Source organism: Campylobacter concisus, from assembly GCF_003048535.1.
GTDB classification, from domain to species: Bacteria; Campylobacterota; Campylobacteria; order Campylobacterales; family Campylobacteraceae; genus Campylobacter_A; species Campylobacter_A concisus_S.
Genome location: NZ_PIRQ01000009.1, coordinates 51171 through 78165 on the forward strand (window position 1 = coordinate 51171; position 26995 = coordinate 78165).

General features: G+C 38.1%; 24 protein-coding genes. 15 read left to right on the forward strand and 9 right to left on the reverse strand.

Annotated features, from left to right (window positions below; all coding sequences use genetic code 11):
* Positions 1-52 precede the first annotated feature (52 nt).
* Positions 53-1447, forward strand: coding sequence for a hypothetical protein (locus tag CVS93_RS08655; protein WP_107687330.1), 1395 nt, complete (start codon positions 53-55; stop codon positions 1445-1447).
* A 619-nt stretch (positions 1448-2066) separates the two neighbouring features.
* Here CVS93_RS08655 and uvrB read toward each other — a convergent pair.
* Positions 2067-4043 carry an excinuclease ABC subunit UvrB gene (gene uvrB / locus CVS93_RS08660; protein ID WP_107687331.1) on the reverse strand — a complete coding sequence of 659 codons (1977 nt, stop codon included), beginning with the start codon at positions 4041-4043 and terminating at the stop codon, positions 2067-2069.
* Positions 4044-4168: 125 nt separating this feature from the next.
* Between uvrB and CVS93_RS08665 the strand changes: the two genes are divergently transcribed.
* From CVS93_RS08665 to CVS93_RS08695, 7 genes are all read left to right on the forward strand, one after another.
* Complete coding sequence (locus tag CVS93_RS08665; protein WP_021091279.1) at positions 4169-4402, forward strand: cell division protein ZapB; 234 nt, start codon at positions 4169-4171, stop codon at positions 4400-4402.
* 13 nt (positions 4403-4415) lie between these two features.
* A complete protein-coding gene (locus CVS93_RS08670) occupies positions 4416-4652 on the forward strand; it encodes a hypothetical protein (RefSeq protein ID WP_054196819.1) in 237 nt (78 codons plus the stop codon).
* Positions 4649-5065 (forward strand): type II secretion system protein, encoded by a 417-nt coding sequence (locus CVS93_RS08675; RefSeq protein ID WP_107687332.1) that lies wholly within the window; start codon positions 4649-4651, stop codon positions 5063-5065. The genes CVS93_RS08670 and CVS93_RS08675 overlap by 4 nt, the downstream gene beginning before the upstream one ends.
* Positions 5065-6918 (forward strand): primosomal protein N', encoded by a 1854-nt coding sequence (locus CVS93_RS08680; protein ID WP_107687333.1) that lies wholly within the window; start codon positions 5065-5067, stop codon positions 6916-6918. The genes CVS93_RS08675 and CVS93_RS08680 overlap by 1 nt, the downstream gene beginning before the upstream one ends.
* A gap of 239 nt (positions 6919-7157) precedes the next feature.
* Positions 7158-8216 (forward strand): flavodoxin-dependent (E)-4-hydroxy-3-methylbut-2-enyl-diphosphate synthase, encoded by a 1059-nt coding sequence (ispG, locus tag CVS93_RS08685; protein ID WP_103641210.1) that lies wholly within the window; start codon positions 7158-7160, stop codon positions 8214-8216.
* 10 nt (positions 8217-8226) lie between these two features.
* The gene (locus CVS93_RS08690) at positions 8227-9639 is read left to right on the forward strand and encodes a replicative DNA helicase (RefSeq protein ID WP_072594392.1); all 1413 of its coding nucleotides are present in this window, start codon (positions 8227-8229) and stop codon (positions 9637-9639) included.
* Complete coding sequence (locus tag CVS93_RS08695) at positions 9639-10913, forward strand: ComEC/Rec2 family competence protein (protein WP_107687334.1); 1275 nt, start codon at positions 9639-9641, stop codon at positions 10911-10913. The genes CVS93_RS08690 and CVS93_RS08695 overlap by 1 nt, the downstream gene beginning before the upstream one ends.
* On the opposite strand, the gene CVS93_RS08700 is transcribed toward CVS93_RS08695, so the two are convergent.
* From CVS93_RS08700 to CVS93_RS08735, 8 genes are read right to left on the reverse strand one after another with little or no spacing between them, the layout of a single operon-like run.
* Complete coding sequence (locus tag CVS93_RS08700; protein WP_107687335.1) at positions 10910-11773, reverse strand: EamA family transporter; 864 nt, start codon at positions 11771-11773, stop codon at positions 10910-10912. The genes CVS93_RS08695 and CVS93_RS08700 overlap by 4 nt on opposite strands.
* Complete coding sequence (locus CVS93_RS08705) at positions 11766-13001, reverse strand: TolC family protein (protein WP_107687336.1); 1236 nt, start codon at positions 12999-13001, stop codon at positions 11766-11768. The genes CVS93_RS08700 and CVS93_RS08705 overlap by 8 nt, the downstream gene beginning before the upstream one ends.
* Complete coding sequence (locus CVS93_RS08710) at positions 12998-16024, reverse strand: efflux RND transporter permease subunit (RefSeq protein ID WP_107687337.1); 3027 nt, start codon at positions 16022-16024, stop codon at positions 12998-13000. The genes CVS93_RS08705 and CVS93_RS08710 overlap by 4 nt, the downstream gene beginning before the upstream one ends.
* The gene (locus CVS93_RS08715; protein ID WP_107687338.1) at positions 16021-16764 is read right to left on the reverse strand and encodes an efflux RND transporter periplasmic adaptor subunit; all 744 of its coding nucleotides are present in this window, start codon (positions 16762-16764) and stop codon (positions 16021-16023) included. Before CVS93_RS08715 ends, CVS93_RS08710 begins: the two co-directional genes overlap by 4 nt.
* Entirely contained in the window at positions 16761-18026 is a 1266-nt protein-coding gene (locus CVS93_RS08720; RefSeq protein ID WP_107687339.1) for a TolC family protein, read from the reverse strand. The genes CVS93_RS08715 and CVS93_RS08720 overlap by 4 nt, the downstream gene beginning before the upstream one ends.
* The gene (gene fliP / locus CVS93_RS08725) at positions 18026-18757 is read right to left on the reverse strand and encodes a flagellar type III secretion system pore protein FliP (protein ID WP_107687340.1); all 732 of its coding nucleotides are present in this window, start codon (positions 18755-18757) and stop codon (positions 18026-18028) included. Before fliP ends, CVS93_RS08720 begins: the two co-directional genes overlap by 1 nt.
* A 2-nt stretch (positions 18758-18759) precedes the next feature.
* Positions 18760-19539, reverse strand: coding sequence for a flagellar motor protein MotB (locus CVS93_RS08730; protein WP_107687341.1), 780 nt, complete (start codon positions 19537-19539; stop codon positions 18760-18762).
* Positions 19539-20306: a motility protein A gene (locus CVS93_RS08735; protein ID WP_107687342.1), complete on the reverse strand. Its 768-nt coding sequence runs from the start codon at positions 20304-20306 to the stop codon at positions 19539-19541. The genes CVS93_RS08730 and CVS93_RS08735 overlap by 1 nt, the downstream gene beginning before the upstream one ends.
* Positions 20307-20442: 136 nt before the next feature.
* Here CVS93_RS08735 and glmU point away from each other — a divergent pair, with 136 nt between their 5' ends.
* From glmU to truA, 7 genes are read left to right on the forward strand one after another with little or no spacing between them, the layout of a single operon-like run.
* Positions 20443-21750 (forward strand): bifunctional UDP-N-acetylglucosamine diphosphorylase/glucosamine-1-phosphate N-acetyltransferase GlmU, encoded by a 1308-nt coding sequence (glmU, locus tag CVS93_RS08740; protein ID WP_107687343.1) that lies wholly within the window; start codon positions 20443-20445, stop codon positions 21748-21750.
* The gene (gene coaBC / locus CVS93_RS08745; RefSeq protein ID WP_107687344.1) at positions 21737-22909 is read left to right on the forward strand and encodes a bifunctional phosphopantothenoylcysteine decarboxylase/phosphopantothenate--cysteine ligase CoaBC; all 1173 of its coding nucleotides are present in this window, start codon (positions 21737-21739) and stop codon (positions 22907-22909) included. The genes glmU and coaBC overlap by 14 nt, the downstream gene beginning before the upstream one ends.
* Entirely contained in the window at positions 22906-23592 is a 687-nt protein-coding gene (locus tag CVS93_RS08750; protein WP_107687345.1) for a hypothetical protein, read from the forward strand. The genes coaBC and CVS93_RS08750 overlap by 4 nt, the downstream gene beginning before the upstream one ends.
* Positions 23593-23595: 3 nt before the next feature.
* On the forward strand, positions 23596-24267 hold the full coding sequence (gene uppS, locus CVS93_RS08755; protein ID WP_103603722.1) for a polyprenyl diphosphate synthase: 672 nt from the start codon (positions 23596-23598) through the stop codon (positions 24265-24267).
* A 7-nt stretch (positions 24268-24274) separates the two neighbouring features.
* Positions 24275-25063: a prepilin peptidase gene (locus CVS93_RS08760; RefSeq protein ID WP_103603725.1), complete on the forward strand. Its 789-nt coding sequence runs from the start codon at positions 24275-24277 to the stop codon at positions 25061-25063.
* Positions 25056-26084, forward strand: a complete 1029-nt coding sequence (locus CVS93_RS08765) for an LptF/LptG family permease (RefSeq protein WP_107687346.1) — start codon at positions 25056-25058, stop codon at positions 26082-26084. The genes CVS93_RS08760 and CVS93_RS08765 overlap by 8 nt, the downstream gene beginning before the upstream one ends.
* Positions 26084-26815, forward strand: coding sequence for a tRNA pseudouridine(38-40) synthase TruA (truA, locus tag CVS93_RS08770; RefSeq protein WP_107687347.1), 732 nt, complete (start codon positions 26084-26086; stop codon positions 26813-26815). The genes CVS93_RS08765 and truA overlap by 1 nt, the downstream gene beginning before the upstream one ends.
* Positions 26816-26995 lie beyond the last annotated feature (180 nt).

Sequence of the window (26995 nt, forward strand, 5' to 3'; positions counted from 1 at the left end):
CATTTTTTAAATTAATTACAATAAAATAACTAATTTAATTTAAGGAGTAAATTTGGAACCGTTACAACAAGAAAAACAATATATGTTAAAAAGTGCCAGAGAGTTGGGGATTGTATCTTGTATTGTGATGATATTTAAGCATCTAGTTTATATTTCAGGACTTTATGAAACCTTTGATCTTAGTTTTAATTTTATCTTCAAAATATGCTGCGACTCTATCAGTTGGATACTTTTATTTTTTGCCATTTCATTGATATGCTCTGTTTATAATTCCTCAAAACTAAGAACATATTTTAAAATTTTTACTATTTTCATTTTGATATATGCGATTTTAAATTTTTTGACTTTTAAAATTGTCATGTATCTGGGAGAAAGAAATTTTAACTATGATGATTTTATCTTTACGATATTGAATTATTTTTATAGCAACGAAGAGATCATGTATAATAATGACCTGCTTAAGCAACTATTCATTTATCGCAACTATTTATTGGGAGTATTACTCATAACAGCATCGCTATTTTTATTTATATCTATCGCAAAATTAATAAAAATAACAAAAGAAAAAATGTTTTGGGCTTATGCATTATTTTGTGCACTTGATATAACAACCTACTTTATTGAAATTAATCACAAAAATTATGATTATTATGATTATTATGATTATTATAATTATATTGATACTGGAGTTTTCTTTCTTGCTTTAATTGCATGGTGGCGACTAAAGACGCAAGCAAATAGTGACGAAATACAAGCAACTAGCGAAGATGGGATTTTAAACGTAGCTACTATCAAATCTTCAAGCCAATTAGCTGTGACAGCTTGTTTATTTGGCCTTGTCGCAACATTTTTTTACTATATATTTTTTGAATATTTGTTAGCACATCAAGAAAGAATGTCGCTTCGACCAATAATATTTATAAAGCCTCTTGCTTACGCGGTAGTATTAGTGGCTATTTACTCTGCCGTTAAGCAGATAGCACATACGTTAAACGAGATAAGACTACATACAAATTTCTTATTTTTCTCTATCCTTTTTGTGATATTTACAATAGCAAAAGCAACAACTGACTACATGTATATATATGCTTACGATTATAATTTTTTAAATATCTTTGGTACGCACAATGCCTCAATTAAATCTTTAGTTTCTAGTGCCAATACAATCTTATACATTGGAGTATTTGCTCATTTGTTAGCTACAGTATTTTTATTTTTATTTACAACAAGATTAGTAAGTGCAACTAAAAGTAGGCTATTTTGGATAAATTTTATATTGTTTGTGGTAAGTTCGGTCATACTTTTAGCACTACTATTTCCAGATAAACCAGACTTTATAGGCCTTTTAACCAAAAACATAGACCTTTTTAATATGGCAGAGTTTTTCTTTTTACTAATTGCTTGGTATAGCGTGAAAAAAGACACAAAAGAGCAGGATAGATCATAAAACGGCATTTGGCGATAAATTTATAGTTTAAACAGCTAAAGACAAGATGGTTTTTTGTCTTTAGCTTCGCTATGAGGAGATGAGGCAAAATTTCGCGATACGAATGGGCTCAAAAGTGGTAGTATTTTGCGATAGATTTAAATGTTGCGCAGTTAAAATTCGCACAGACTAGACACATAAAAATTTAAATTTTGACTACTGAATCATCAAGACAAAGTATATTGTGATGATTTTAAATGTTTTGCTTCGCGAGCTTGCAACCGCAAGCAGAAATGAAGAAATTTTTGACTAAAGATAGAACATATAAGTTCGGCTCGTAAAATTTAAGCCACCAAGACAAGAAATTTTTGTTTTATTAGTGATTTTTAAACCCTAAGATACAGTATTTTTTTGCTAGACGAGGCAAAATTTTACAATACAAAGGAGCATATATATAGTATGTGACTGAAGTAGAGTGAAATTTTAACGACGTATAACAGAAAAAGACAAATCGCCAAAGACAAGAAATTTTTTGTTTTAGACAAGGCGGATGAGCAAAAACAAGGGAGCGTATATATGATACGTAACCGAAGTTTGAAGCGATATCCAACGCAGTATAAAACAAAAAGAACTTGTCTTTTTATAATTTTCTCATCTTTGCTATTTCGTCACGTAACGCCGCCGCCTTCTCAAACTCCAGCTGTGCCGCCGCTTCAAGCATCTGCTTTCTTAGCTCTTTTACGATCGCGGCTCGCTCGCTAGCTGGCATCTTTTCTAAATTTTTACCACGCTTATAAATTTCACCATCATCTTCGACATGCAGGCTCTCTTCGATATTCCTGCTTGCAGAGTGCGGCGTTATGCCGTGAGCTTTGTTGTATTCATCTTGAAATTTACGCCTAGCTGTCGTTGTATCGATCGCCTCTTTCATCGAGTGTGTGATCTTTTTGGCAAACATTAACACCTTGCCATTTATGTTTCTAGCCGCACGCCCCATCGTCTGTATAAGGCTCGTGGTAGAGCGTAAAAAGCCCTCTTTATCAGCGTCCATGATCGCTATCAGGCTCACTTCAGGCAGGTCCAGCCCCTCACGAAGCAAATTTATACCTATTAGCATGTCAAATTCGCCGCTTCTAAGCCCTCTAATGATCTCATTTCGCTCGATCGCGTCGATGTCTGAGTGCATATACTTGACCTTTATGCCAAGCTCGATGTAGTAGCGGCTCAGCTCCTCGGCCATCTTTTTAGTTAGCACCGTAACTAGCACGCGCTCACCTCTAGCGATCACCGCCTTTGCCTCGTCAAATAGCGCTTCAACTTGGTTGTCACTATCTTTTATCTCGATGAGAGGATCAAGCAAGCCAGTAGGTCGCAAAATCTGCTCATAGACGTGTCCTTGGCTGATACCAAGCTCATATTCGTTTGGTGTGGCTGAGACAAAGAGAAATTTCGCCTTTTTGCTTATGAACTCATCAAATTTAAGCGGCCTGTTATCAAGCGCTGAAGGCAAGCGAAATCCATACTCTACAAGCACCTCTTTACGGCTCCTGTCACCCGCATACATACCCCTAAACTGTGGCAAACTCACGTGGCTCTCATCGACGATGACCAGATAGTCTTTGCCGCTTATCTCAAAGTAGTCAAACATCGAGTACGGCGTCTCTCCGGGCTTTTGTCCGGTTAGGTGGCGCGCGTAGTTTTCGATGCCCTTGCACATACCAGTGCTTGCCATCATCTCAAGGTCAAACTCCACCCTTTGCTTTAGCCTCTGTGCCTCGACTAGCTTGCCCTGCTCGTTAAACTCTTTTAAGCGCGCATCAAGCTCCTCTTCGATCTCTTTCATAGCGATCTTTAGCCTATCGGCACCCACGATGAACTGGCTGGTCGCATAAAGCGTAAATTTAGAGATGTCCTTTAGCCTTTTGTTATCAAGCACGTCAAAATGATACATCGCATCGATCTCATCGCCAAAAAACTCGACCCTTAGAGCTTCGTCGTTGTAGTAAGCTGGGTAAATATCCACCACATCGCCATTTACACGAAAATCCCCCCTGTCAAAGTAGTTGTCATTACGCTTGTAGCCCATATCCACGAGCTGCTCTAAAAGCTTTCTTTGGCTTATCTTCTCGCCCACGCTAAGATATGCCACCATCCCCTTATACTCGCTTGGATTGCCAAGGCCGTAGTTTGCAGAGACTGAGGCGACACAGATGACGTCGTCAAAGCTTAGCAAACTAGCCGTCGCAGAGAGGCGCAGGCGCTCAAGCTCCTCATTTACCGAGCTATCCTTTTCTATATATAGGTCGCTTCTTGGGATGTAGGCCTCTGGCTGGTAGTAGTCGTAGTAGCTTATGAAGTACTCGACATGGTTTTTTGGGAAAAAGCCCTTAAATTCGCTGTAAAGCTGCGCAGCTAAGGATTTGTTATGCGTCATTATAAGCGTTGGCATGTTTAGCTCACGTATAACGTTTGCCATGGTAAAGGTCTTGCCAGATCCTGTAACACCTAGAAGAGTTTGGTATTTATTGCCTGAATTTATGCTTTTTACTATCTCTTTTATCGCTCTTGCTTGGTCACTGCTTGGGCTAAATTTAGATGAAATTTCAAATTTACTCATTGATTGCCTTTAAATTTGGGCGAATTTTATAGCAAAGATAGTGCTTTGTCAAATGAGAATTTTAATAAGAATTTAGCCTCTGCGTGTTAGAATACGAGCCTAATTATTATTTTAAAGGAACTTTTATGTTTGAAGATAATGCGATCTTAACCACACTAAGCGATAAAGTAAATGACCTGATCACAAAATATGACGAACTTTGCAAAACGAACGAAGAGTTGCGTAATGAGATCGTAACTTTAAAAGCACAAAATGAGGCAAAAAGCAATCAAATCATGCGTTTAGAAGAGGATCTTGACAAGAAAAATACCGAAGCTGACGATGTAATGAGAAAAATCGAAGCTGTCCTTGGCAGATAAGCTTGGTTAAAATATGAAAAAAATTACGCTCACGATATCATCTCGCGACTACACGATCACGCTTGATGATGATTTTGCTAAATTCTTTGAAGATGACTGGCAAAATTTAATGGGCGGGCGCCAATTTATCGAGCCAAAAGAGCTTTTAAATGCCTTTATAGAAAAATGTTATGAAAATTATGCTGTGATAAAGGCAGTAAAAAATTTAACTGGCAACGTTGATGAGATATTAAAGCGAGAAGAGAGATGAAAAGACGAGCTTACACCTTACTTGAGCTAATATTTATAGTAGTTATACTAGGTATTTTAAGCACAGTCGCTATACCTAGGCTATTTTTTTCTAGAAGTGATGCTACCATCTCAAATGCCAAAACTCAACTTGCTGCTATAAGAAGTGGAATTTCACTAAAATACAATGACAATATCTTGCAAGCAAAGCCAGAATTTCCACAAAAACTAGACGATGGCGATCCAAGCAGACTCTTTAAAAATGTTATAAATATACCGATAAAAGATAGCGGCAGCAAAAATGGCTGGCACAGAATAAGCGATGACAAATATACATTTAGGTTAGATGGCAAAGTAGCAAATTTCAAATACGACAAAAATACTGGCGATTTTGGTTGCAGCGATGAAAATGAAATTTGCAAATCACTTCAGTAATGCATTATTACATACTCGCATTTTATGGGCTAAATTTAGCCCCACTCACTTATGAAAGCGATCAAAAACTAGAAAAATTTCAAGGCGTAAAGGCTTCTTTAAGAGGCAAAATTCTTACTGCCTTTGTCCTAAAAGAGACAAGCAAGCCAGAGTTTAAAACAAGTAAAATTTTAGAAATTCTACCGATTAACCTAACTTCAATGCAAAGTGAATTGGCAATATTTATCTCAAAATATTACACATGCGAGCTTGGCGTCAGCCTAAATTTATTTGAACCAAATGACATTATTGCAGTAGATCAAATTTATGAAAATCAAAATTTTAATTTGACACCCAAACTAAGCGAAAAACAGCAAGAGGCTTTGGAATTTATAAATAAACGTAAAATTTCACTCATCTTTGGCGACACTGGAAGCGGAAAAAGCGAAATTTACATCGCAAAGATTAGAGAAATTTTAAACACAGGTAACCAAGCGCTATTTTTAATGCCTGAAATTTCACTCACGCCACAAATGCAAAAACGCCTTGAGAGCTTCTTTGGCGAGGCAGTAGCTGTTTGGCACTCAAAGATCACGTCAAAGAAAAAAGAGCAAATTTTAAAAGATATAAAAATTGGAAAAGTTAGGCTCGTTGCAGGTGCGAGATCGGCTTTATTTTTACCACTTGAGAGGCTAAAACTCATCATCATAGACGAAGAACACGACGATAGCTACAAAAACACAGGTTCAAAACCACACTACAACGCAAGAGATCTCGCACTCTTTTTAACTAGCAAATTTGATCTACAAGTGGTGCTTGGAAGTGCCACGCCAAGCCTTACTAGCTTTTACAAGCATGGGCATTTTCGCTTAAAAGGGACATATTTTGATTCGCAAAAAAATTACATTTTCGATGAGAGCGAGACTGGAATTAGTGAAATTTTAAAAGATGAAATTTCAAAGACACTCGCGAATAAAAAGCAAGCTGTCATCTGCCTGCCAACAAGAGCAAATTTTAAATATCTAGTCTGCAAAAACTGCGGTGAAACGCTAAAGTGTCCATTTTGCAGTATCGGTATGAGCTATTACAAAAAACAAAACGTGCTAAAGTGTCAATACTGCGAGCATAAAATGGCCGTGCCAAAGACCTGCCATCAGTGCGGCAGCGAGATGATAGAGGCTAAAAAGATCGGCACTAGCGAGCTACTTGAGCGGCTGCAAAACGAGTTTGCGAACGCCAGAATCGCTAAATTTGACAGGGATGAGATAACGACGCAAAACAAGCTCATAAATGCTTTGAAGAAATTTAACGACGGCAAGATAGATATCTTGCTTGGTACGCAAATGCTAAGCAAAGGGCATGATTACCACAACGTAGAGCTTGCTGTCATCATGGGATTTGACGAGCTTTTAAATTTTCCTGATTATAAGGCCAGAGAGCGAACGCTTGCTCTTGCCATGCAAGTAGCCGGAAGAGCTGGTAGAAACGGGGCTGGTAGAGTTATCATTCAAAGCAAACAAAGAGAATTTTTTGAGAGCTACATCAGTGATTATGACGCATTTCTAAAAGAAGAGATTGGCTACCGCGAGGGGCTTTATCCGCCATTTACTAGGCTTCTTCGCATTATCATCTCACATAAAGATGAACACATAGTAAAAAATACAATGAATGAATTTATACAAAGAATAGAACCTTTAAGAAGCGATGAACTTGAGATCATAGGATACGGAAAGTGCCAGATCGAGTATCTTGGAAGCAAATTTAGATATGAAATTTTACTCCGCTCAAACTCTCATATACCTCTTTTAAAAGCTGCAAACCTCTGCAAAAGCGAACTTAGCGATATCGATATTGATCCAGTCAATTTTAGTTAAAAATGCTAGTCTAAAACTATCCAACAAAGACATGGTAAATTTTAAAATAGATAATAGAGAAACCTAAGGCTTATGAAAGCATTATGAAATTTGATAAGTTGGCTATAAAGAGTAAGTAAAATTTTAGAAACTACATCCAATAAAAATACTAATTTTTATAAACTATTAAAAATAAATTTTCAAGCCTTTTAAAAGCCATTTTTCTTTATAATCCCCAATAAAAATTTAAAGGCAAAATTTTGCAACGATACCCAACAAAACAGATAAAAATTCGCAATGTTTTAATAGGTGGCGACGCACCAATATCCGTGCAATCAATGACATTTTCAAAGACAAAAGACGTAAAAGGCACGCTTGAGCAGATACAAAGGCTATATTTTGCGGGCTGTGATATCGTGCGCTGCGCAGTTTTTGATAAAGAGGACGCCAGCGCGCTAAAACAGATAGTTGCAAGCTCACCTATTCCAGTCGTTGCAGACATCCATTTTAATCACACCTACGCGCTTATAGTTAGCGAATTTGTCGATGCTATCCGCATAAATCCCGGCAACATCGGCTCAGCCAAAAATATAAAAGCAGTCGTTGATGCCTGCAAACAAAGAAATTTGCCTATCCGTATAGGTGTAAATTCTGGCTCGCTTGAAAAGCAGTTTGAAGACCGCTACGGTCGCACAGTTGAGGCGATGGTAGAGAGTGCGATGTATAACATCAAGCTTCTTGAGGATTTTGACTTTACAGACATTAAAATTTCACTCAAATCAAGCGACGTTGAACGCACGATGCAAGCTTATAGAGCGCTTCGCCCAAAGACAAACTATCCATTTCATCTAGGTGTAACAGAGGCAGGTACCACTTTTCACGCCACTATCAAGTCCGCGATCGCTCTTGGCGGGCTTTTGCTTGAGGGCATAGGCGACACGATGAGAGTTAGCATAACTGGCGAGCTTGAAGAGGAGATAAAAGTCGCAAAAGCGATCTTAAAAGATAGCGGCCGTCAAAAAGAGGGGCTAAACATCATCTCATGCCCAACTTGCGGGCGTTTGCAAGCTGATCTAATGGCAGCAGTAAAGCTCGTAGAAGAAAAAACAAAAGGTATAAAAGAGCCATTAAACGTCTCAGTCATGGGCTGCGTGGTAAATGCAATCGGTGAGGCAAAAGGCGCAGATGTTGCCATAGCATTTGGCAAAGGCAATGGCATGATAATGCGTCACGGCGAAGTGGTCGCAAGGCTGCCTGAGAGCGAGCTTGTAGATAGATTTTTACAAGAGATCGATGACGAGATAAAAAGTAGAGACTAAAGGAAAATTTGTGGCAAAGCAAAGAGTTAACGAGATAGAATTTACCAACCTTTACGACATTGATATGGAGCGAGCTATACTAAGCTCCATTTTGCAAAACAACGATATTTTAGGTGAAATTTTTGACATTGTTAAGGCAAAGGATTTTTATCTAAAAGGGCATTCGCAAATATACGATGCAATGGTAGCTTGCCTAAATAGCGATGATCCTATAACTATGCCATTTTTAAAAAATAGACTTGGCGAAAAATACGACGAAGAGCTAATACTAGATATTTTGGGCACAAATTCCCTAATAGACATTCAAAAATACGCAAACGAACTAAGAGAAAAATCCATAAAAAGAAGTCTTGTAAAGATCGCTCACAATATACCAAGCAAAGTAAATGAAGACAAACCAAGCCGTGATATGGTCGATGATCTTAGCCAGGAATTTTACTCTTTGATAGAAGGTGGAAGCACTGGAGTTATAAAAGAAGGCAAAGAGATCATCATGAAAATGATGGATCATATTAATGCTCAAGCTTTACTTGGCGAAAAAGATATCGTTGGACTTGATACTGGATTTAAAAAGCTAAATGAGATGATAAAGGGCTTTAAAAATGGTGACCTCATCATCGTCGCAGCTCGTCCAGGCATGGGAAAAACGACACTTTGTTTAAATTTTATGAGTCAGGTTCTAAAAAATAATGCTGGAGTTGTTTTCTTCTCGCTTGAGATGCCAGCTGAGCAGATAATGATGAGAATGCTAGCAAGCAAGACCTCTATCCCGCTTCAAGACATAATGACTGCAAAGATGGATGATGAAGCGTTGGCTAGATTTAGCGATGCTTGCGAAGAGTTTGCTGCTAGCAAGCTTTTTGTGCATGATAGTGGCTATGTAAATATCCATCAAGTAAGAACGCAAATGCGAAAACTAAAGGCTATGCATCCTGAAATTTCACTTTGCGTGATCGACTACATCGGTCTTATGATGAGTACAAATAACTACGCTGATCGTCACGTCCAAATAGCTGAAATTTCTCGTGGATTAAAGCTTTTGGCGCGTGAGTTAGATATGCCAATCATCGCTCTTTCTCAGCTAAACAGAAGCCTTGAATCTCGCGCAAATAAACGCCCTATGCTAAGCGATCTAAGAGAGTCAGGCGCGATCGAGCAAGATGCTGACATCATTCTTTTTGTTTATAGAGATGAGTTTTATCTAGAACAAGAAGAAAAAGAGAAAGAAAAACGCGCAAGTGCTGAGGGCAAAGAGTACAAGAGCAATCACGTCTTTAATAAGCTTCAAGAAAAGGCCGAGATCATAGTTGGCAAAAATAGAAATGGTGAAACTGGCTCAGTTGATGTGCTCTTTCAAAAGCAACACTCAAGGTTTGAAGATATGTCTGCAATGCCAGTATCTGATGTTTCATTTGAAGGCTGATGCGTTTTAAAGCTTTAAAAAATAGAGAAATTTTTACTATATTTTGTCTGTTTTGCCTTTGTATTTTTTCTATAAATTTAGCTATTAGCTATCATAAATATCAAATTTTTATGGACAAAGGTGAACAAGAGCTAACAGCAACCGTGATTTCTAGCTACGAAAAGCTTGGAGATGACGGCAAGAAAAGGCAAATTTTAAAGCTTAAGACTGATGAGTTTTCATTTTATACACTTGGAGCTAAAACAGATGACTTTAAAGCTGGAGATAATATATTTCTAAGCGTCATAAATTTAGACGTTAGTTTTAAAGACTATCTTGCTTCCTCCTTTTACATGCCTAGCTTTTCACGCGAAAAACTGCCACAAAAAGCCACGCTAAATATCAATCAAAAACTACAATCACTAATCTACGCCCAGCATGAAAATAGTAAAATTTCACAGCTCTACTCGGCTCTATTTTTAGGCACAAATATAGACGGCGAGCTAAGAGATGACGTCTCGCACCTTGGTATAGCGCATCTTATAGCCATAAGTGGCTATCATTTAGGTTTTATAAGTGCAGTTATATTTTTTGTATTTAGGCCGCTTTTAAAATTTTTATATGTGAGATTTTTACCTTTTAGAAATTACAACTTTGATCTAGCCATTATCGTTTTTATAGTCTTGTCATTTTACTTTTTTATAATAGGCTTTATACCAAGCTTTTTGCGAGCATTCTTAATGAGCATTTTAGGATTTTATTGCACGTTAAAAGGTGTTAAAATTTTAAACTTCAAAATACTTTTTATAGTGGCACTTGTTAGCATATCGCTCTTTCCGCAGCTACTTTTTAGCGTAGGTTTTTACTTTTCACTTATGGGTGTTTTTTACATATTTTTATATTTTAAACACTTAAAAGATAAATTTTCACCCTTCATCCATCTTATACTTTTAAATTTATATGTTTGCTTTGCAATGGAAATTTGCGTGCTTTATTTCTTTCCGCTCATTAGCTTACAGCAGCTTAGCGTCCTTGCTATCAACTACATCTTTAGCGTTTTTTATCCATTAAGTGCTGCACTTCATATCGCTTCGTATGGCGACATTTTTGATGGATTGCTAAATAATGTTTTAAATTTTAGACTAAGCTCGACTAAAATTTTTGTGCCAGCCATTATTTTTATCTTTTATAATATCGCTTCACTTCTAGCTATAAAATTTAGATCTATATTCTACATTTTACCGCTGCTTGGGCTTTTGTGCTTTTTCGTTGCCAGCTATAAAATTTACGCCTAAGCGATCTTCATACCATAAAATTTCATTATCTTGTTATGAATTATCAAAGATATATACATTATAACAGCGCCTAAAATTAGCCTAGTTAAGTTTGTATCCTTTTGCCAAAAGGCTAAATTTACAATGATAGCAGCTGGAATGAGAGCGTTATTCATGATGGCAAGCACGCCGCTATCGACCTCGCAAGCACCTTTGTTCCACATAAAATATCCAACTCCACTAGCGACTATGCCAAGCCAGAGAAGCACTAAAATTTGCGTTGAAGTAAGTGAAAATTTGGCTGGATTGCCAAGAGTAAGAAGCGCAACGATAGCTACAAAAAATGCCCCAAAGTGAAAGTAGCCAAAGACATTTTTTTGGTCCACGTCAAATTTTTCTAAAAGTGCCTTATATGCACTCTGCCCTGCTCCAAAGCAGATATTTGCCGCTTGCACTAGCAAAAAACCCTTTAATACACCATCGTTTATAGCGCCATATTTTATAACCAAAGCTCCAAAAACCGCAACGCCAACGCTAAATAGATAAAGTGGCCTAAATTTAAAGCTAAATGCGTCATAAATGAGCGTCACATAAAACGGCGTAAAAATGGTAAAAAGTGCTACTTCTGGCACACTTAGATACAAAAATGAATTGTAATAAAATAGATACATAAGTCCTATTTGCACAGCTCCGATCGCCATGATGCCAAATGCTAGCTTTGGGCTGATGCCACGAAATTTTGTAAATGGCAAAAAGACTAAGCTCGCAAGCGTAACCCGAATAAAAACAGCCAAATAGCTATCAACCTTGCCAGCTAAAAACTCACCTATCAAACTAAAGCTAAACGCCCACAAAATGGTTACAAAGATCAGTTTATTCAATTATCACCTCATTTATTTTTCTTGCACATTCAAAAAAATACTCAAGCTTGTTTAGCTCAAGTAAATCGCCATCAAGTATGAAATTTGCCCTATCACTAAAATTTTTCTCACTCACAAATAGAAATTCTTCATATTTTATCTCGCCATCAAGATAGCCATTTAGCAGATCAATAAAATCACTATCAAGCTTATCTTGCTTCAAATCTTGCAAATTTAACTTTGCGCTTAAGCCTTTGATCGTGCTTTCTAGCTCTTTTAGGCGAGTGATTATCCTATTTTCCTCATCACTTAGATCAAGTGCCGCCTTTTGCTCTTCAATGCGTTTAACTTGACTTTGCTTGCTAAGACTTAAGCTATCAGGTAGCTTCCACTCAAACTCCACTCTAGGCTTGTTCGCAACAGCGTAAGCGCCTATCATCTGCGAAGTCGTCCTCTCACCTTTTTTAAAGCTGTTATTATTCACACTTTGTGTATCTTTTAAGTAAATTTTTGGAGCAAATTTGCTCTTTTGCTTCTCATTTTCTTGCTCTTTTATAAATTTTTCTTGCTCCATTGCCCCAAGTTTTGCGCTTATATCATCTTTGCTAAAATCAGGCATCATTATCTTTGAGCCAGCGTTAAAGCCGATCTCGCCATTTGAGAGCAAATTTATCCTTGAGTTTAGCTCGGCTAGCTTAAGCCCAAGCTCGTCTAGCTCGGCTCTTTTTTTATCAAGAGTAAAATTTATCGCATCAAACTCAGCTTTATTTATCTCGCCATACTCAAACCAAAACTCATTTTCAGCCGCAGCCTTAGCAAAGCTATCGACAAATTTTGTCTCTAAATTTATAAGTGAATTTAGGGCAATGGCGTTGAAATAAACCTTTGCGACCTGAAAAGCGGTGAGATTCATCAGCTCTTCGTCTTTGTAGATTTTCTCCACGCCCTTGTGGTCTAAAATTTTATCAGCAGCCTCGCTCGCACCACCGTCAAAGATGAGGTACTCGACCTTTGCCGTGATCGATCCAGCCTTTGTCATATACCCGCCCTTTAGCTCGTCAGGCACAAAGGTATATCTGCCATCAAGGGATAAATTTAGCTTTTTACTCTTATTTTTATTTATATATTCATTTTTATTAAATTCTTTCAAACTCTCAAGCCTTGCACTTTGCGCTAGAGCGATGATCTCTAGTAAATTTCCAGCCCAAAGAGGCAAAGCAAAGAGCAAAACAGCTAAAATTTTCTTCAAATTCTCTCCCTTTCATAAAATTTTCTTATAAATTTATCAAGATTATAGACCCATGCAAACAGAACTGGCACGACAAGCAGGCTTAGCAAAGTCGAGCTAATGAGCCCAAAGATGATGCTTATAGCCATAGGCGAGTTTGCCTCATAGCCAGCACCCCTGCTAAGTGCCAGCGGAAGCATAGCAAATATCATCGCAAAAGTAGTCATCAAAACAGCCCTTAGGCGCTTTTTTGCAGCCATTTTTACAGCTTCATTTGCCTCTATGCCGTTATTTGCAAAGTGGTTTGCAAAATCAACGACTAAGATAGCGTTTTTACCAACCATGCCAAAGAGCAAGATGACGCCAACCATGACAAATAGGCTAAATGGATTGCCACTTATAAAAAGTCCGATCACGACGCCACAAAAGGCAAGTGGCATGGCTAGCATGATAAGAAATGGCAGCAAAAAGCTCTCATAAAGTGCAGCAAGCACCATGTAAATAAGCACAGCACTAGCGCTCACTGTAAAGATAAAAGAAGCGTTCGTATCATCCATCAGCTCCACAAATCCAAGAAATTTATACTTGAAATTTGCTGGCAAAATTTCATCAAGCTTCTTTGAAATTTCATTTGCCACGCTATTTAGCGGCGCGTTGTTTTTGGTATTTGCTAGAAATTTTATCTCATCAGCTCTATTAAACCTCGAAATACTAGCTGGCTTTTGCTCAAAACTAATCGTCGCCACATCACCAAGTGTGACAAAAAAGCCCTCTTTGCTTCTTATCTTGGTCTTTAAGATATCATCTGTATCGCTTCTAAATTTATCATCAAGACGCATGTAAAGCTCATACTCTTTGCCATTTTCGTTTTCAAAAACAGAGACCTCGTTCTGGCTAAATGCGCTATAAACAGCACTTGCAACGCTAGCTTTATCTAAAATTAGCCTCTTTGCCTTATCTTCATCAATAGAAATTTGCACACGCTTTAGCAGATCTTCTTCAGGAGAATTTACGTCCGTTGCGTCATTTATCTCTTTTAGCATTTTGCTGATCTTTGGTACAAATTTTTCTAACTCTTTGCCATTTTCAGAAGTGATAGTAAGCTTTACTGGCTGCACATCGCCACCTTCAACCACTGGCAGATCAGCCACGATGACGCTCATATCATCACTCTTTAGTCTGTCACGAAAACTTTGCATGATAGCGTTTTGCCGCTCGTGATTAACCCTATCTTTTAGCTCCTTTAGCCTAACGTAAGCCTTTACAAGATAGGGCTGCTTGGCGTCTGTGTAGCCAAGGATGAAGTACGCATAAGCGACCTGAGGATCGGCGTTTATGAGTGAAATTTTATCTTTTAGCCTCTCTTTGCTAGCTTGCAGGCTAAGTGAGGGATCAAGCTTAAAGTAGATATTAAACTCCGAGTTATCCTCGCTTGGCATGAAGTCGCCTCCTACAAATTTAGCCAGTCCAAACGAGCAAACAACGACCGCAAGCGTTATAGCTAAAAATATGAGCTTAAATTTAAGCGCTAAAGTTAAAAGCTTCTCGTAGCCATTTTCAAGCCACTCAAAAAACGGCTCGCTCTTTATGTAAAATTTGCTCTCTTTGGCATTTACAAACCTCGCACTTAGCGTTGGCACGAGAAAAATGCTAACAAAAAACGAGATAACGATGCCAGCTGCCACACTCATGGCAAAAGAGTTAAAGTACCTGCCAACTATGCCACTCATAAAGGCTATCGGCACAAAAACGCAAAGCAGCACGAGCGAGATAGCAAATACGCTAAATGCTATCTCACTTACCCCTGCAAAGCTTGCTTTTAGGGCATTTGGCTCATCTTTTAGCTTGCTAGCGATGTTTTCAGTGACAACTATCGCATCGTCGATGAAAATTCCGATGCCAAGTGTGAGCGCTATGAGGCTTAAGCGGTTTATGTCGTAGCCTAGGGCATTTATGATGAAAAATGTCGCTACGATGCTAGTTGGTATCGCTACGACTGAGATGATGGTTATCGAGAAATTTCTTAAAAACAGATATACGATCACGATTGTTAGCAAGACGCCAAGGATCATATCAAAGGCGGTTTGATCGATGTGTTTTTGTATCACTTCGCTCTTATCGTAGGCTATTTTTACGTCGTATTCGCTGCCAAGCAGGCTTTTAAACTGATCTAGTTTTGACTTAGCTAGAGCGATCACGGTTAGAGCGTTTGCGTCTGGAGCTAGCTCAAGACCTAGCAAGACGCCACTTTTTTTATCCATTATCGCTGCTTCGTTTGCGTCTTTGTAAGCAAGATCAACACTTGCGATATCTTTTAAAAAGACCCCTTGCTTGATCGTTAAATTTCTTATCTCATCTATGCTTTTGGCACTGAAATTTGACTTGATCGCCATTTGGATCTGCTCATTTTCTATCTTGCCAAGCGGCGCTTTTAAATTTTCAACCTTTATCAAATTTGCCACTTCATTTGCGCTAAGGGCGTTTTTATCAAGCTTAAATCTATCTAGTAAAATTTTCACCGCTGGCTCTAAAAAGCCATTAGTCTTGACCTTTGAAACGCCGCTTATGCGCTCTAAAAATGGCTTTGCCACGTCGTCGATCTCTTGCATGAGCCTAGTTTCATTGCCATCAAGCCTTGTGATAAAAAGGCTAAATACAGAAGAAGAGAGCCCGTTTAGCTTTTCTATCTCGTAGTTTGCGCCAACTCTCGCCTTTTGCATCTTGTCACGGACGTCGTTTGTAGCGCTCTCTAGGTCTTTGTTTAGCTCAAATTCGATACTTACCACGCTTAGGTTGTCAAAGCTAGTTGAGTAAAGCTTTTTTATCCCCTCGATGCTTGAGACCTCGTCCTCGATCTTTTGCGTGATCTTAGTTTTTATATAGTTCATATCGCCGTTTGCGTAGGTCGTGATCTTGACTATCGGGATATTTACTTGTGGATATAAATTTACATTCATCGTCTTTAGCGAGTAGATGCCAAAGACAACGAGGCTTAAAAATATCATAAGCGTAGTTATGGGGCGGTTGATGGCTGTTTTTATCATTTTCTATTACTAACTAGCACTCTGCCTTGACCAAACATGCCAGGTTTTAGCCCAGTGTCATAAGCCTGGGCGTAAAATTTCCTGGTGTCTCGCTTAATCTCTGGATAGATGAGAGCGATTTTTACCTCTTTTTCATCGCTTGCTGCGTCAAGTTTAAATTTAAATGTATCGCCAACTTTTACTAAATTTGCATATTTTTCATCGATCGCTATTAAAATTTTAACCTCTTCAGAGTTTAAAACAAAGGCTGGCTGAAGCGGCGAAGCACTCTCGCCAAGCTCGACATTTTTACTAGCTATGACGCCATCAAAAGGAGCTCTTAAAAGAGCCTTTTTAAGATGATCATCTGCATTTAAAATGGCTATCTGGGCACTCTCTACTCTAAGAGCTGCCTCATCAAATTTATACTTTACTTCGTCAAATTCTTGCTTTGAAGTGACATCCATTACTTGAGTAAATTTGTTTAAAGTATTTTTTGCAAATTCACTAGCATTTTTTGCCAGCTCAAGATCATTTTTTGCCTTTTTAAGAGCGATTTCTAGGCTGCTTTGATCAAGAATAGCTAAAGTGTCGCCCTTTTTAACGTGGCTTGAAACATCTACAAAAATTTTATCCACTTTGCCACTGCCCTCAAATGCAAGCTTTGAGCTTTGCTTGGCATAGACTTCAAAGTCAGCAAAAATTTCTTCACTAGCAAATGAAAAAATGCCAAATATCATCAAAATTATCAGCTTTTTCAATCTCTAATCCTCTCTAAAATCGGCTCGCCATTTTCAAAAAAGAACTCCGCTTTTTTGATCTCAAGCTCATCTTTTGCACTCTCAAAAAGGCTAATGGCATCAAATTTCTGAGAGAGCGCCTCAAGCAGGTCGCTATATCCCAAAAGCCCAGAGTTATACTTCTCATAGCTAGCTTTTAATGCCAAATCGCTTGCTTTTACATATTCGCTTAGTGAAACGATTTTTGAAGTGAGCACCACGATTTCACTTTGCAAATTTTTAAGCTTTGTCTCGTTTTCACGCTTTTTATACTCCAAATTTAGCCTTGCCTCATCAAGAGCGATCTTTTGGATCTGACTCATCTTGCTAGTGGCGAAAAAATCAAAAATTTTCCATTTAAAAGCGATACCAAATTTATTGCCATGAGTATCTTCTTTTAGGTATTTATCCACGTATGAGCGGTAAGAACTAAGCCTGCCTAGATCGATATCGTAGTTATTTTTATAAAATCCATAGCTATCATAAAGCACAACCTGAGGCAAAAAGCCAGACCTTGTTTCATCAAGCTTAGCCTCATTTATAAAAATATCCTGGCTTAGTCTATCAAGCTCGGCATTTTTTGAAGCTAAATTTGAGCTAATATCAGCCATCTTTGCTCCAGCTACTGGCAAAATTTTCTCACCAGTTAGCAAATTTATCTCATTTAAGATTTGCTCCATTTTGTTTTTGTATTCAAGCTGTGTGCTATTAGCTAAGTAATATTTAGCCCTTACATTTTCAAGCTCATCTTTTGCGGCAAGGCCTGCAATGTTTGCCTTTTCAAGCTTATCTAAAACGCCTTTTAAAAAATTTGCCTGAGCCTGCTTGGCTGCGATTATATTTTCAAGTGCAGCTGCGTTAAAGTATAAATTTACAGCCTTAAGTGCAAGGTAGTTTTTAGCTTCATCACTTGCTATGGCGGCTTTGTTTTTTAAAAGCTGACTCATCTTTAGCCTCGCCTCTCTAGCTCCGCCATCATATAGTAAAAAATCAATTCTAGCCAGCACACCGGCTGACTCTTTAGCGACTATGCTTGGAAATGTGCTTGCGTTTTTGCCGTATGAGCCCTCTAGGCTAAGGCTTGGCATATATGAGCTTAATGTGGCTTCATCGTTTAAATTTGCTCTTTTTAGCTCAAGCTCTTTGATCTTTGAAATCTCATTTTGCGTAGCTTTGTTTGCGATCACGCTCAGATTTGAGCCAAACAGAAGAAATGGCAAAAGAAGAAATAGAAAATTTTTCATCAGTGAAAGCTTTTTACTAAATTTCCTATTAGCAAATTCCAGCCATCTACTAGCACAAAGATGAGTAGCTTAAATGGCAGTGAGATCATTACAGGTGGAAGCATCATCATACCCATCGCCATCAAAACAGAGCTTACGACCATGTCGATGACCAAAAATGGCAAATAGAGCAAAAATGCTATCTCAAAAGATGTCTTTAGCTCACTTATCATGAAAGCTGACATTGCGATACTTAGCGGTATCTCTTCAATATTTGCTGGATTTTGTAAATTTCTAATCCTAAAGAAAAGTGCAAGGTCTTTTTCTCTTGTGTTTTTTACCATAAATTCTTTAAATGGCTTTAAGCTCTTATCAAGCATCTCCTCATAGCCTATCTGCTCAGCTATATAAGGCCTTATGCCATCGTCGTAGCTCTGCTTACCAACTGGCTCCATTATAAAAAATGTAAGCACCATCGCAAGCGAGATAAGCACCGTTGAAGGCGGAACTTGTTGCGTTCCCATAGCCTGGCGTAAAAAGGAAAAGACAATAACAAGCCTTAAGAAACTTGTCATCATAAAGATAAGCGAAGGAGCAAGTGCAAGTGCGGTGAGGATAAGTAAAACGTTTAGAGAATTTACTAGTTGCTCAGCATTTGCAGGAGAATTTAGACTTAAATTTATAGTTGGCAAGGCCGGATCAGCCCCAAAAACCGTGCAAAGTAAAACCGCTAAAGCAAGCAGTGCTTTCACGACTAATTCCTCATATCAAGGATACTTTTCTTAGTAGCCTCTTTATTTTTTGGCTCAAGCGATATGAAGTGAATTTCTACTCTATTGTTCTTAGCTCTGCCATCTTCTGTGCTGTTGCTAGCGATCGGATCAAACGAAGCTTTGCCAGAAGCTATTATTCTATTTTGTGGCACGCCATCGTTGATTAGCTCTTCAACCACACTTAAAGCCCTTGCAGTTGAGAGCTGCCAGTTATTTTTATAAGCTGAGTCTTTGCTTGGTTCTATATTATCTGTATGGCCGATGATATCGGCTTTTACATCATTAGGCATTTTCGCCACAATCATGCCTATTCGTTTTAAAAATAGCTTCGCATCTTCGCCAGAAATTTTAGCACTATCCTTATCAAAAAGCATAGCCGCTGGAAGCCTTACGATAAAGCCATCTTCACTCTCTTCCATCGTAATCTCGGGCGCTCCACTAGCAGCTAGCAGCTCATTTATCTTTTTAACATTCATATTTAGCTCACTTTGTGAGCCCTTTTGCTTACTTATCTTTTTTGCACGAGTATTTTCTGGATCTGTCTCTTTTTCTATCTGATTTTCAGGTCTAGCACCGCCTTCAAGTACGCTTAGAGCGCCAGCTAGCGAGCCAACAGCAGCCTCCATCTTTTTAGCATCCATTGTTGCCATCGAAAGAAGCAAAACGAAAAAGCAAAGCAAAAGCGACATGAGATCGCCAAAAGTAGCAAGCCACTCAGGCATACACTTTGGACACTCTTTAGGATCTATTAATTTACCCATTATTCAAACTGACTTTTTCTATCTTTTGGTGGTAAAAACGCCAAGAGCTTAGCTTCAAGGGTTCTTGGATTATCCCCTGCTTGTATCGCCATGATGCCCTCTAAAATGACTTGTTTTTCAAGTGCCTCGTCAGAGTCACGTATTGAGAGGATATTTGCCACAGGTGCACCGATGATGTTACCTATCATCGCACCATAAAGTGTCGTAAGCAAAGCAACCGCCATTGATGGACCGATCGCACTAGGATCTGACATGTTAAGAAGCATCGCAACAAGACCTATTAGAGTACCGATCATACCCATCGCACCAGCAAAACCGCCAATTTGTTCAAAAATTTTAATGTTATTTGTATGTCTAGCACTAGTTTGGTCTATGTCAATCTCTAAAAGCGCTCTTATAGCATCTGGCTCGTTACCATCGACAGCCATTGAAAGCCCTTTTTTCAAAAACTGATTTGTTTCGTTATTTACTTCGCTTTCGAGCGATAAGATACCATCACGTCTAGCTTTAGTTGAATAATCGACTATTTTTTTTATAGTCTCAGGTAAATTTACTACGACTGATGGTTTAACAGCAATGCCATAAAATTTACCGATTCCTTTAAGCGTCTCCATCTTGAAGCCAACCATCATAACGCCGATAGTACCACCAAAAACGATCATCACAGAAGGAATATCGATGTATGGTCCTATACCAACGCCTATCGCCATTGATCCAAACAAAAGCACCAGGGTCAAAACCCAGCCGACGACGGTTCCTAAATCCATTTAAGCTCACTTTATTTATAAATTCTTAAGAATTGCTATTTTATTAGCTTTTTGTTGAAACAATCGTTAAATTAAAAAAAATGTTTGGTATTTTTTGCTACAATCTGCGAAATTTTTAACGTTAAAAGGCTTAAAAATGAACAATACTTCAATCATAATTTTAGCGGCTGGTCTTGGCACCAGAATGAAATCAAAACGCCCAAAAGTTCTATTTGAGCTATGTGGCGAGCCAATGATCATTCACATATTAAAGCAAGCTTATGCGATCACAAATGACGTTAGCGTCGTGCTTCACTACGAAAAAGAGTTAATTAGCAAAAAGATAAAAGAAATTTTCCCTCAAACTAAAATTTTCGAGCAAGATCTAGCAAATTTTCCAGGCACTGCTGGCGCGATAAAGAGCGTAAATTTAAGCGGCGAAAAGGTGCTTGTAACTTGTGGCGATATGCCTCTTGTAAAATCAACCGATCTAATGCGCCTAGCAAATGCTGAAGCGGACGTGGTTATGAGCTCATTTGAAGCGGCAAATCCTTTTGGCTACGGCAGAGTTATCATAAAAAATGGTAAAGTTGAAGGCATCGTCGAGCAAAAAGATGCGAGCGAAGCGCAACTTGCGATAAAAAGCGTAAATGCTGGCTGCTACTGCTTTAAACGCGAAGCGCTAGAGCAAATTTTACCACTCATAAGCAACCAAAACGCGCAAAAAGAGTACTACCTAACTGACGCCATAAAAATAGCAAATGAAAAGGGTTTAAAGTGCGTTGCAGTGAGTGTTAGCGAGCAAAATTTCATGGGCATAAACGATAAATTTCAGCTTAGTATCGCTGAAAAAATAATGCAAGATGAGATCAAGCAAAATTTGATGAAGGCTGGCGTTTTGATGCGCATGCCTGAGAGCATTTTCATAGATAGCAGGGCTAAATTTGAAGGCGAATGCGTGCTCGAAGAAAACGTAAGTATCCTTGGCGAGTGCGTCATCACAGAGAGCGTCATCAAAAGCTCATCGGTGATCGAAAGCAGCGTCATCAAAAACTCAGACATCGGCCCACTAGCTCACATAAGGCCAAATTCTGAAATTTCTAACACACATATAGGAAATTTTGTCGAGGTTAAAAAAGGCGTTCTTAGCGGCGTAAAAGCTGGACACTTAAGCTATCTTGGCGACTGCGAGATAGAAAGTGGCACAAATATCGGTTGTGGCACAATCACGTGCAACTACGACGGCAAGGCAAAATACAAAACCAAGATCGGCAAAAACGTCTTTGTTGGCTCAGATACCCAGCTAGTTGCCCCTGTCAATATCGCTGATAATGTTATCATCGCAGCTGGCAGCACCATCACAAAAGATGTTGAGAGTGGAGCGCTAGCGATTAGCAGAGGTCGTCAAGAGAACAAAAGCGGCTTTTTTGAGAAATTCTTTGGCAAAGACGATGTTAAAAAATAAAAAAATTTTACTAGCAGTTTGCGGTAGCATCGCCTTTTATAAAGCTTACGAGATTTTATCACTGCTCAAAAAGCAAGGCGCTGATGTTTATGTGGCTTTAAGCGACGGAGCACTTGAATTTTGCAGTGTAAGCGGCTTTGAGGCGCTAAGTGAGCATAAAATTTTAAGTTCACAAACACAAAACTGGCAAGATGGCGTAAATCATATAGCCTACTCTAAAATGGATCTAGTTCTAATCGCTCCAGCCTCGGTAAATACGATAAATAAACTAACAGCTGGCATCTGTGACAATGTCTTCATGCAAACACTAATCGCCGCCTCACACGTGCCCTTAGTTGTCGCTCCAGCTGCAAATAACAATATGATCGAGCACTTCGCGACGCAAAACTCACTTGAAATTTTAAAGAAAAACGGTGCTTTAGTGGTTGAGCCAGTTTTAAAAACTCTAGCTTGCGGTGACGTTGGCAAAGGCGGTCTTGCAAGCCCTGAAGTGATAGTAGAAGCTGCCATTAAAAGGCTTAGTAAGCCTCTTTTTGCAGGCAAAAAAGTAGTGATCACTGGTGGCGCGACGACAGAAAAGATAGATGACGTTAGAGCCATTACAAATTTCTCAAGTGGCAAGATGGCAAGAGCCTTGGCAAGAGCCTTTTACTATGCGGACGCAGAGGTAAAATTACTTGCTAGCTTTGAAGCGGAAAACGAGCCATTTGAATGCCTTAAATTTAGCTCAAGCAGTGAGCTTTTAGAGCTTTGCAAGAGCGAGTGCGAGAGCGCGAATTTACTTGTGATGTGTGCTGCAGTAAGCGATTTTATGCCGACAAAAATTGATGGCAAGATAAAAAAAGAGGACGTTGGCGAAATTTTAAGCTTAAGTCTAAAGAGAAATGTCGATATTTTGCAAAGCTTAAAAGAGTTTAAATGCAAAAAGATCGGCTTTAAGCTTGAAATCTCAAGTGAGAGCGCACACAAAAATGCTAGAGCAATGCTAGAGCAAAAAGGGCTTGACGCAGTTTGTCTAAATATCTTGGGTGAGAAAAATGGCTTTGCAAGCGAGCAAAATGAGGTAAATTTCATCACGAAAAATAGTGAAACTTTGCTGCCGCTTGCCGCAAAAGACGAGATCGCAAGACATATCGTGGAGCTAGCGGCAAATTTATGATAGAGAAAATTTCTCGCATTCAAAAAATAGCAAAAAATGCAAATTCTCCGCTAGTAGCAATAAATTCGTCACTCCCACTTAGTATCTTGGTAAGCCAAAAGATCGGTTTTAACAGATACATTTTAAATTTCGCAAATAGAAATTTAAACACAAAAAGCGCAAAAGAGCTAAACGTAGGCTCAAGATACTGGGGCGAGGTGCAAAGCCAAGGCGAGAATATCGTCATAAAAAATTTATACGAAAAGCCAAGAATTTTAGACGAAGATGTCTTGGCTGATGGGCTAAATCTTATCGAAAATTTGATAGAAAATGAGAATTTATCGTGGTTTTATGACCATTTATTTAAAAGTTTAAGTGAAGCTAAGACAAAAGACGAGATGAAAGTGCTAGCAAAAATACTCTTTGCTCTGCAAGAAAATGTCGTGTATATACCATTTATTTATAATGGTACAAACGGCGTTTTTCAGCTAAAAAAAGAGGAGGATGATATGAAAATTTTTTTAATATTTTCAAATTTTGCTCCACTTATTTTTAAATTTAAAGATGAAGTTTTATACGAGATCACGACTCCATTTAATAATGTAGCTAGCTTGTTAAAAAGTGAATTTAGCGCCAACATAACAGTGCAAAATGTGAGTGCTCTTTGGAGCAAAAAAGAACAAATTATTGATATAAAAGGCTAAAGATTGAATGAATTAAACCACCTTGCTATTATCATGGATGGAAATGGACGCTGGGCTAAAAAACGTGGATTTTTGCGGACAAATGGGCACGAAGCCGGAGCAAATGTAGTAAGCGATATGTGCGAATTTTGTATCGATAATGGAGCGAAAATTTTAAGCCTTTATGCATTTAGTACTGAAAACTGGAAAAGACCGCAAAAGGAGATCGAATTTTTGATGAATTTGCTTAAGAAATTTCTCATTTTAAAGCGTGCTGATTTTATAAAAAATGGGATCAAATTTAATACACTCGGCGATATTTCTCCATTTAGTGATGAGCTAAAAAACGAGATAGAGATCACCAAAAATGCTACAAGAGAGAATAAAAATTTATTATTAAATTTAGCTATAAACTACGGCTCAAAAGATGAGATCATTAGAGCTGTGAGAAAGCTAAATTTAGAAGGCTGTGAGATAAGTGAAGCAAGCCTAAATGCAGCACTTGATGAGAGTGAGCCGGTGGATCTTCTCATTAGAACTGGTGGCGAGAGCAGGCTTTCAAATTTTATGCTTTGGCAAGCAAGCTACGCAGAGCTATTTTTTACGCCCACACTTTGGCCTGACTTTGGCAAGAATGAGCTTGCAAATATCGTTAGCAAATTTAAAAATATAGAGCGAAGATTTGGCGGAGTTTAGTGAGATAATGGATATTTTGGTCATCTTTTTTGCCGTTTTTGCTTTTGTTTTGGGTATTTGCGTGGGCTCATTTTCAAATGTGCTGATATATCGCTTGCCACGAAATGAGAGCATAAATTTTCCAGCTTCTCATTGCCCAAACTGCGACCATAAGCTAAATTTTTATCACAATGTTCCAATTTTTTCGTGGATATTTTTAGGCGGCAAATGCGCCTTTTGCAAGCAAAAGATAAGCCTTGTCTATCCAGTGATCGAGCTAGCCTCCGGGATGCTTTTTCTGATCTGCTTTTTTAAAGAGTGCGGCGAAATTTTAAGTGTAGAAGCGCCGCTTTACGCACTATTTTTAGGGCTTTGCTTTGTTATGTTGCTAGCTCTTAGCGTCATAGACATAAGATATAAAGCTGTGCCAGATCCTCTTCTTTTTGCGGCACTATTTTTCGCATTTATCTACGCTCTGATGCTTTTTATATTTAAAGAAAATTTTGCCCAAATTTTAAATTTATTCCTTTTTGCACTTATCTTTTGGGTGCTTAGATTTGTCGTAAGTTTTGCCATAAAAAAAGAAGCGATGGGTAGTGCAGATATCTTTATAGTAGCGATCATCGGAGCTATCTTGCCAGTCAAACTGGCTCTAGTGGCCATCTATCTTGCAGCACTTTTTACACTTCCAGTCTATGCAATCGTTCAAAAAAAGGGCTATGAGCTGGCTTTTGTGCCGTTTTTAAGTCTTGGATTACTTATTACATACGCTTTTAAAGAGCAAATTTTAGAAATTTTAAGGTTTATTTATGAGTAGAGTGAATAGATATCTTTTGTTTAACTTCCTAGGGACTTTTGCATCGCTATTTAGTACGCTTTTTTTGATCATGTCGATCGTATTTTTCATCCAGATCGCGCGCATCACTTCTTACATTGAAATCAGTTTTGGCGAGCTTTTTAAACTCTACTCATTTATGCTTCCACGCGTACTACTTTTTGTCGTGCCTATCGCATTTTTTGTATCACTTGCGATGACTCTTTTTAGATTATCAAAAGAGAATGAAAGTATCGTTATTTTTACGCTTGGTGGCTCACCAAATAAAATAGCAAGATTTTTTTTAGCATTTTCAGCCCTTTTAAGTACCGCTTTGCTGGTAGTTGCCATCGTCATGATACCAATAGCCGCACAGCTAAATGCAAATTTTATTGATTATAAAAAGACTGTTGCAAAGCTAAATTTAAAGCCAACTCAGTTTGGACAAAAATTCTCTGACTGGATGGTCTATGTGGGCAGTGAAATGCAAGATAACAACGGCACTACTTATAAAGATATTGTGATGTTTAATCCTTACATTAAAGACTCTCAACGCTTAATCACTGCAAAAAATGCAAAGATCACTAATACAAATCAAAGTATTGAACTCTCTTTAGTAGATGGAAAAATGTATGACATAAAAGATGAAATTTATCATCAAAGCAACTTCAAATCCATGAAGATAAGGACTGCCCAAAGTGAAGAGATAAGCGATATAGGCAGTATAAAAGAATACTGGACGGAGGCAAATAGTAGCGAAAAAAGAAGAAAAGACCTTAGCATATATGTGCTTGTTGCACTATTTCCACTTGCCAGTACACTTTTTGCTATAAGCTTTGGTATCGTTACTTACAGATATGAAAAGGGTATGGTTTATGTTGGCACATTTGGCGTTTTATTTGGGTATTTTACGCTCATAATGCTATTTTCATCAAAGCCATCTTTGGCGATTCCGCTAATATTTTTCGTCTTTTTATTGGCAGGAATTTTGCTTTTTAAAGCCAAGATCATGCAAAGATACTAATGAAAATCCAACTAATTTATAGCTACGATGGCTCCAAATTTCAAGGATCACAAACTCAGCCACATGAAAATGGCGTAGAAGATGAGCTCTCACGTGCTCTGGCTCACGTTGGAATATTTGAAAAAATAGTCTCTAGTTCACGTACAGATAAAAACGTCCATGCGATCAATCAAAGTTCAAGCGTAATTTGCGGCGATCATTTTAAAAATTTAGAGCACTTAAAAGAGCTAGTCAACCGCCACGCTCATCCAAATATTCATATAAAACGTATAAATTTAGTTGATGAAAATTTTCAAGCAAGATTTGACGCCGTAGCAAGGTCTTATAGATACATTATAGATCATGGAGAATTTGATGTTTTTAGCTCAAATTATAAAGTCTTTTTGCCAAAATTTGATATCAAAAAAGCAAATGAAATTTTATCTAATTTTGTTGGTGAGCATGATTTTAGCTCCTATATGAAAACAGGAAGTGACACAAAAAGCCCAGTACGAGAAATTTTTAAGGCATTTTGTTATGAATACAAAAACCAAACTGTCATAGTTTTTAAAGCGAATGGCTTTTTACGCGCTCAAGTACGGCTTATGGTTGCAAACCTACTTAAAGCTTTGAGTATAAAAAATGGTGGTGAGCTCATAAATGCTTCACTTAACGGATGCTCTGCCCTAACTCGTATTCCAGCTCCAGCTGAAGGACTTTACCTAAATAGAGTTTTTTATAAATTTAATTAGATATTTAGAATATTCAATAGTAAGCTTATTTAAAATATTAAATAGAGAATCTCAACCCTCCTTCAAATTTTTAACGCAGTAAATAATAAAGAAAAACTTTTTAAGATCCACTCTGACTCACCTAAAGCTTGCCCACTTGGTGGCAAGATCGAGGGACTTTTAACCAACCACTTCCTAAAA

Bases quoted from the DNA above. Each gene is read 5' to 3' on its own strand.
- CVS93_RS08665 (WP_021091279.1), top strand. From the start codon at position 4,169: ATGTTTGAAGATAATGCGATCTTAACCACACTAAGCGATAAAGTAAAT.
- CVS93_RS08670 (WP_054196819.1), top strand. From the start codon at position 4,416: ATGAAAAAAATTACGCTCACGATATCATCTCGCGACTACACGATCACG.
- CVS93_RS08735 (WP_107687342.1), bottom strand. From the start codon at position 20,306: ATGGATTTAGGAACCGTCGTCGGCTGGGTTTTGACCCTGGTGCTTTTG.
- CVS93_RS08720 (WP_107687339.1), bottom strand. From the start codon at position 18,026: ATGAAAAATTTTCTATTTCTTCTTTTGCCATTTCTTCTGTTTGGCTCA.
- CVS93_RS08695 (WP_107687334.1), top strand. From the start codon at position 9,639: ATGCGTTTTAAAGCTTTAAAAAATAGAGAAATTTTTACTATATTTTGT.
- CVS93_RS08760 (WP_103603725.1), top strand. From the start codon at position 24,275: ATGGATATTTTGGTCATCTTTTTTGCCGTTTTTGCTTTTGTTTTGGGT.
- coaBC (WP_107687344.1), top strand. From the start codon at position 21,737: ATGTTAAAAAATAAAAAAATTTTACTAGCAGTTTGCGGTAGCATCGCC.
- CVS93_RS08710 (WP_107687337.1), bottom strand. From the start codon at position 16,024: ATGATAAAAACAGCCATCAACCGCCCCATAACTACGCTTATGATATTT.
- uvrB (WP_107687331.1), bottom strand. From the start codon at position 4,043: ATGAGTAAATTTGAAATTTCATCTAAATTTAGCCCAAGCAGTGACCAA.
- CVS93_RS08675 (WP_107687332.1), top strand. From the start codon at position 4,649: ATGAAAAGACGAGCTTACACCTTACTTGAGCTAATATTTATAGTAGTT.
- CVS93_RS08750 (WP_107687345.1), top strand. From the start codon at position 22,906: ATGATAGAGAAAATTTCTCGCATTCAAAAAATAGCAAAAAATGCAAAT.
- truA (WP_107687347.1), top strand. From the start codon at position 26,084: ATGAAAATCCAACTAATTTATAGCTACGATGGCTCCAAATTTCAAGGA.
- glmU (WP_107687343.1), top strand. From the start codon at position 20,443: ATGAACAATACTTCAATCATAATTTTAGCGGCTGGTCTTGGCACCAGA.
- CVS93_RS08730 (WP_107687341.1), bottom strand. From the start codon at position 19,539: ATGGGTAAATTAATAGATCCTAAAGAGTGTCCAAAGTGTATGCCTGAG.
- CVS93_RS08680 (WP_107687333.1), top strand. From the start codon at position 5,065: ATGCATTATTACATACTCGCATTTTATGGGCTAAATTTAGCCCCACTC.
- CVS93_RS08765 (WP_107687346.1), top strand. From the start codon at position 25,056: ATGAGTAGAGTGAATAGATATCTTTTGTTTAACTTCCTAGGGACTTTT.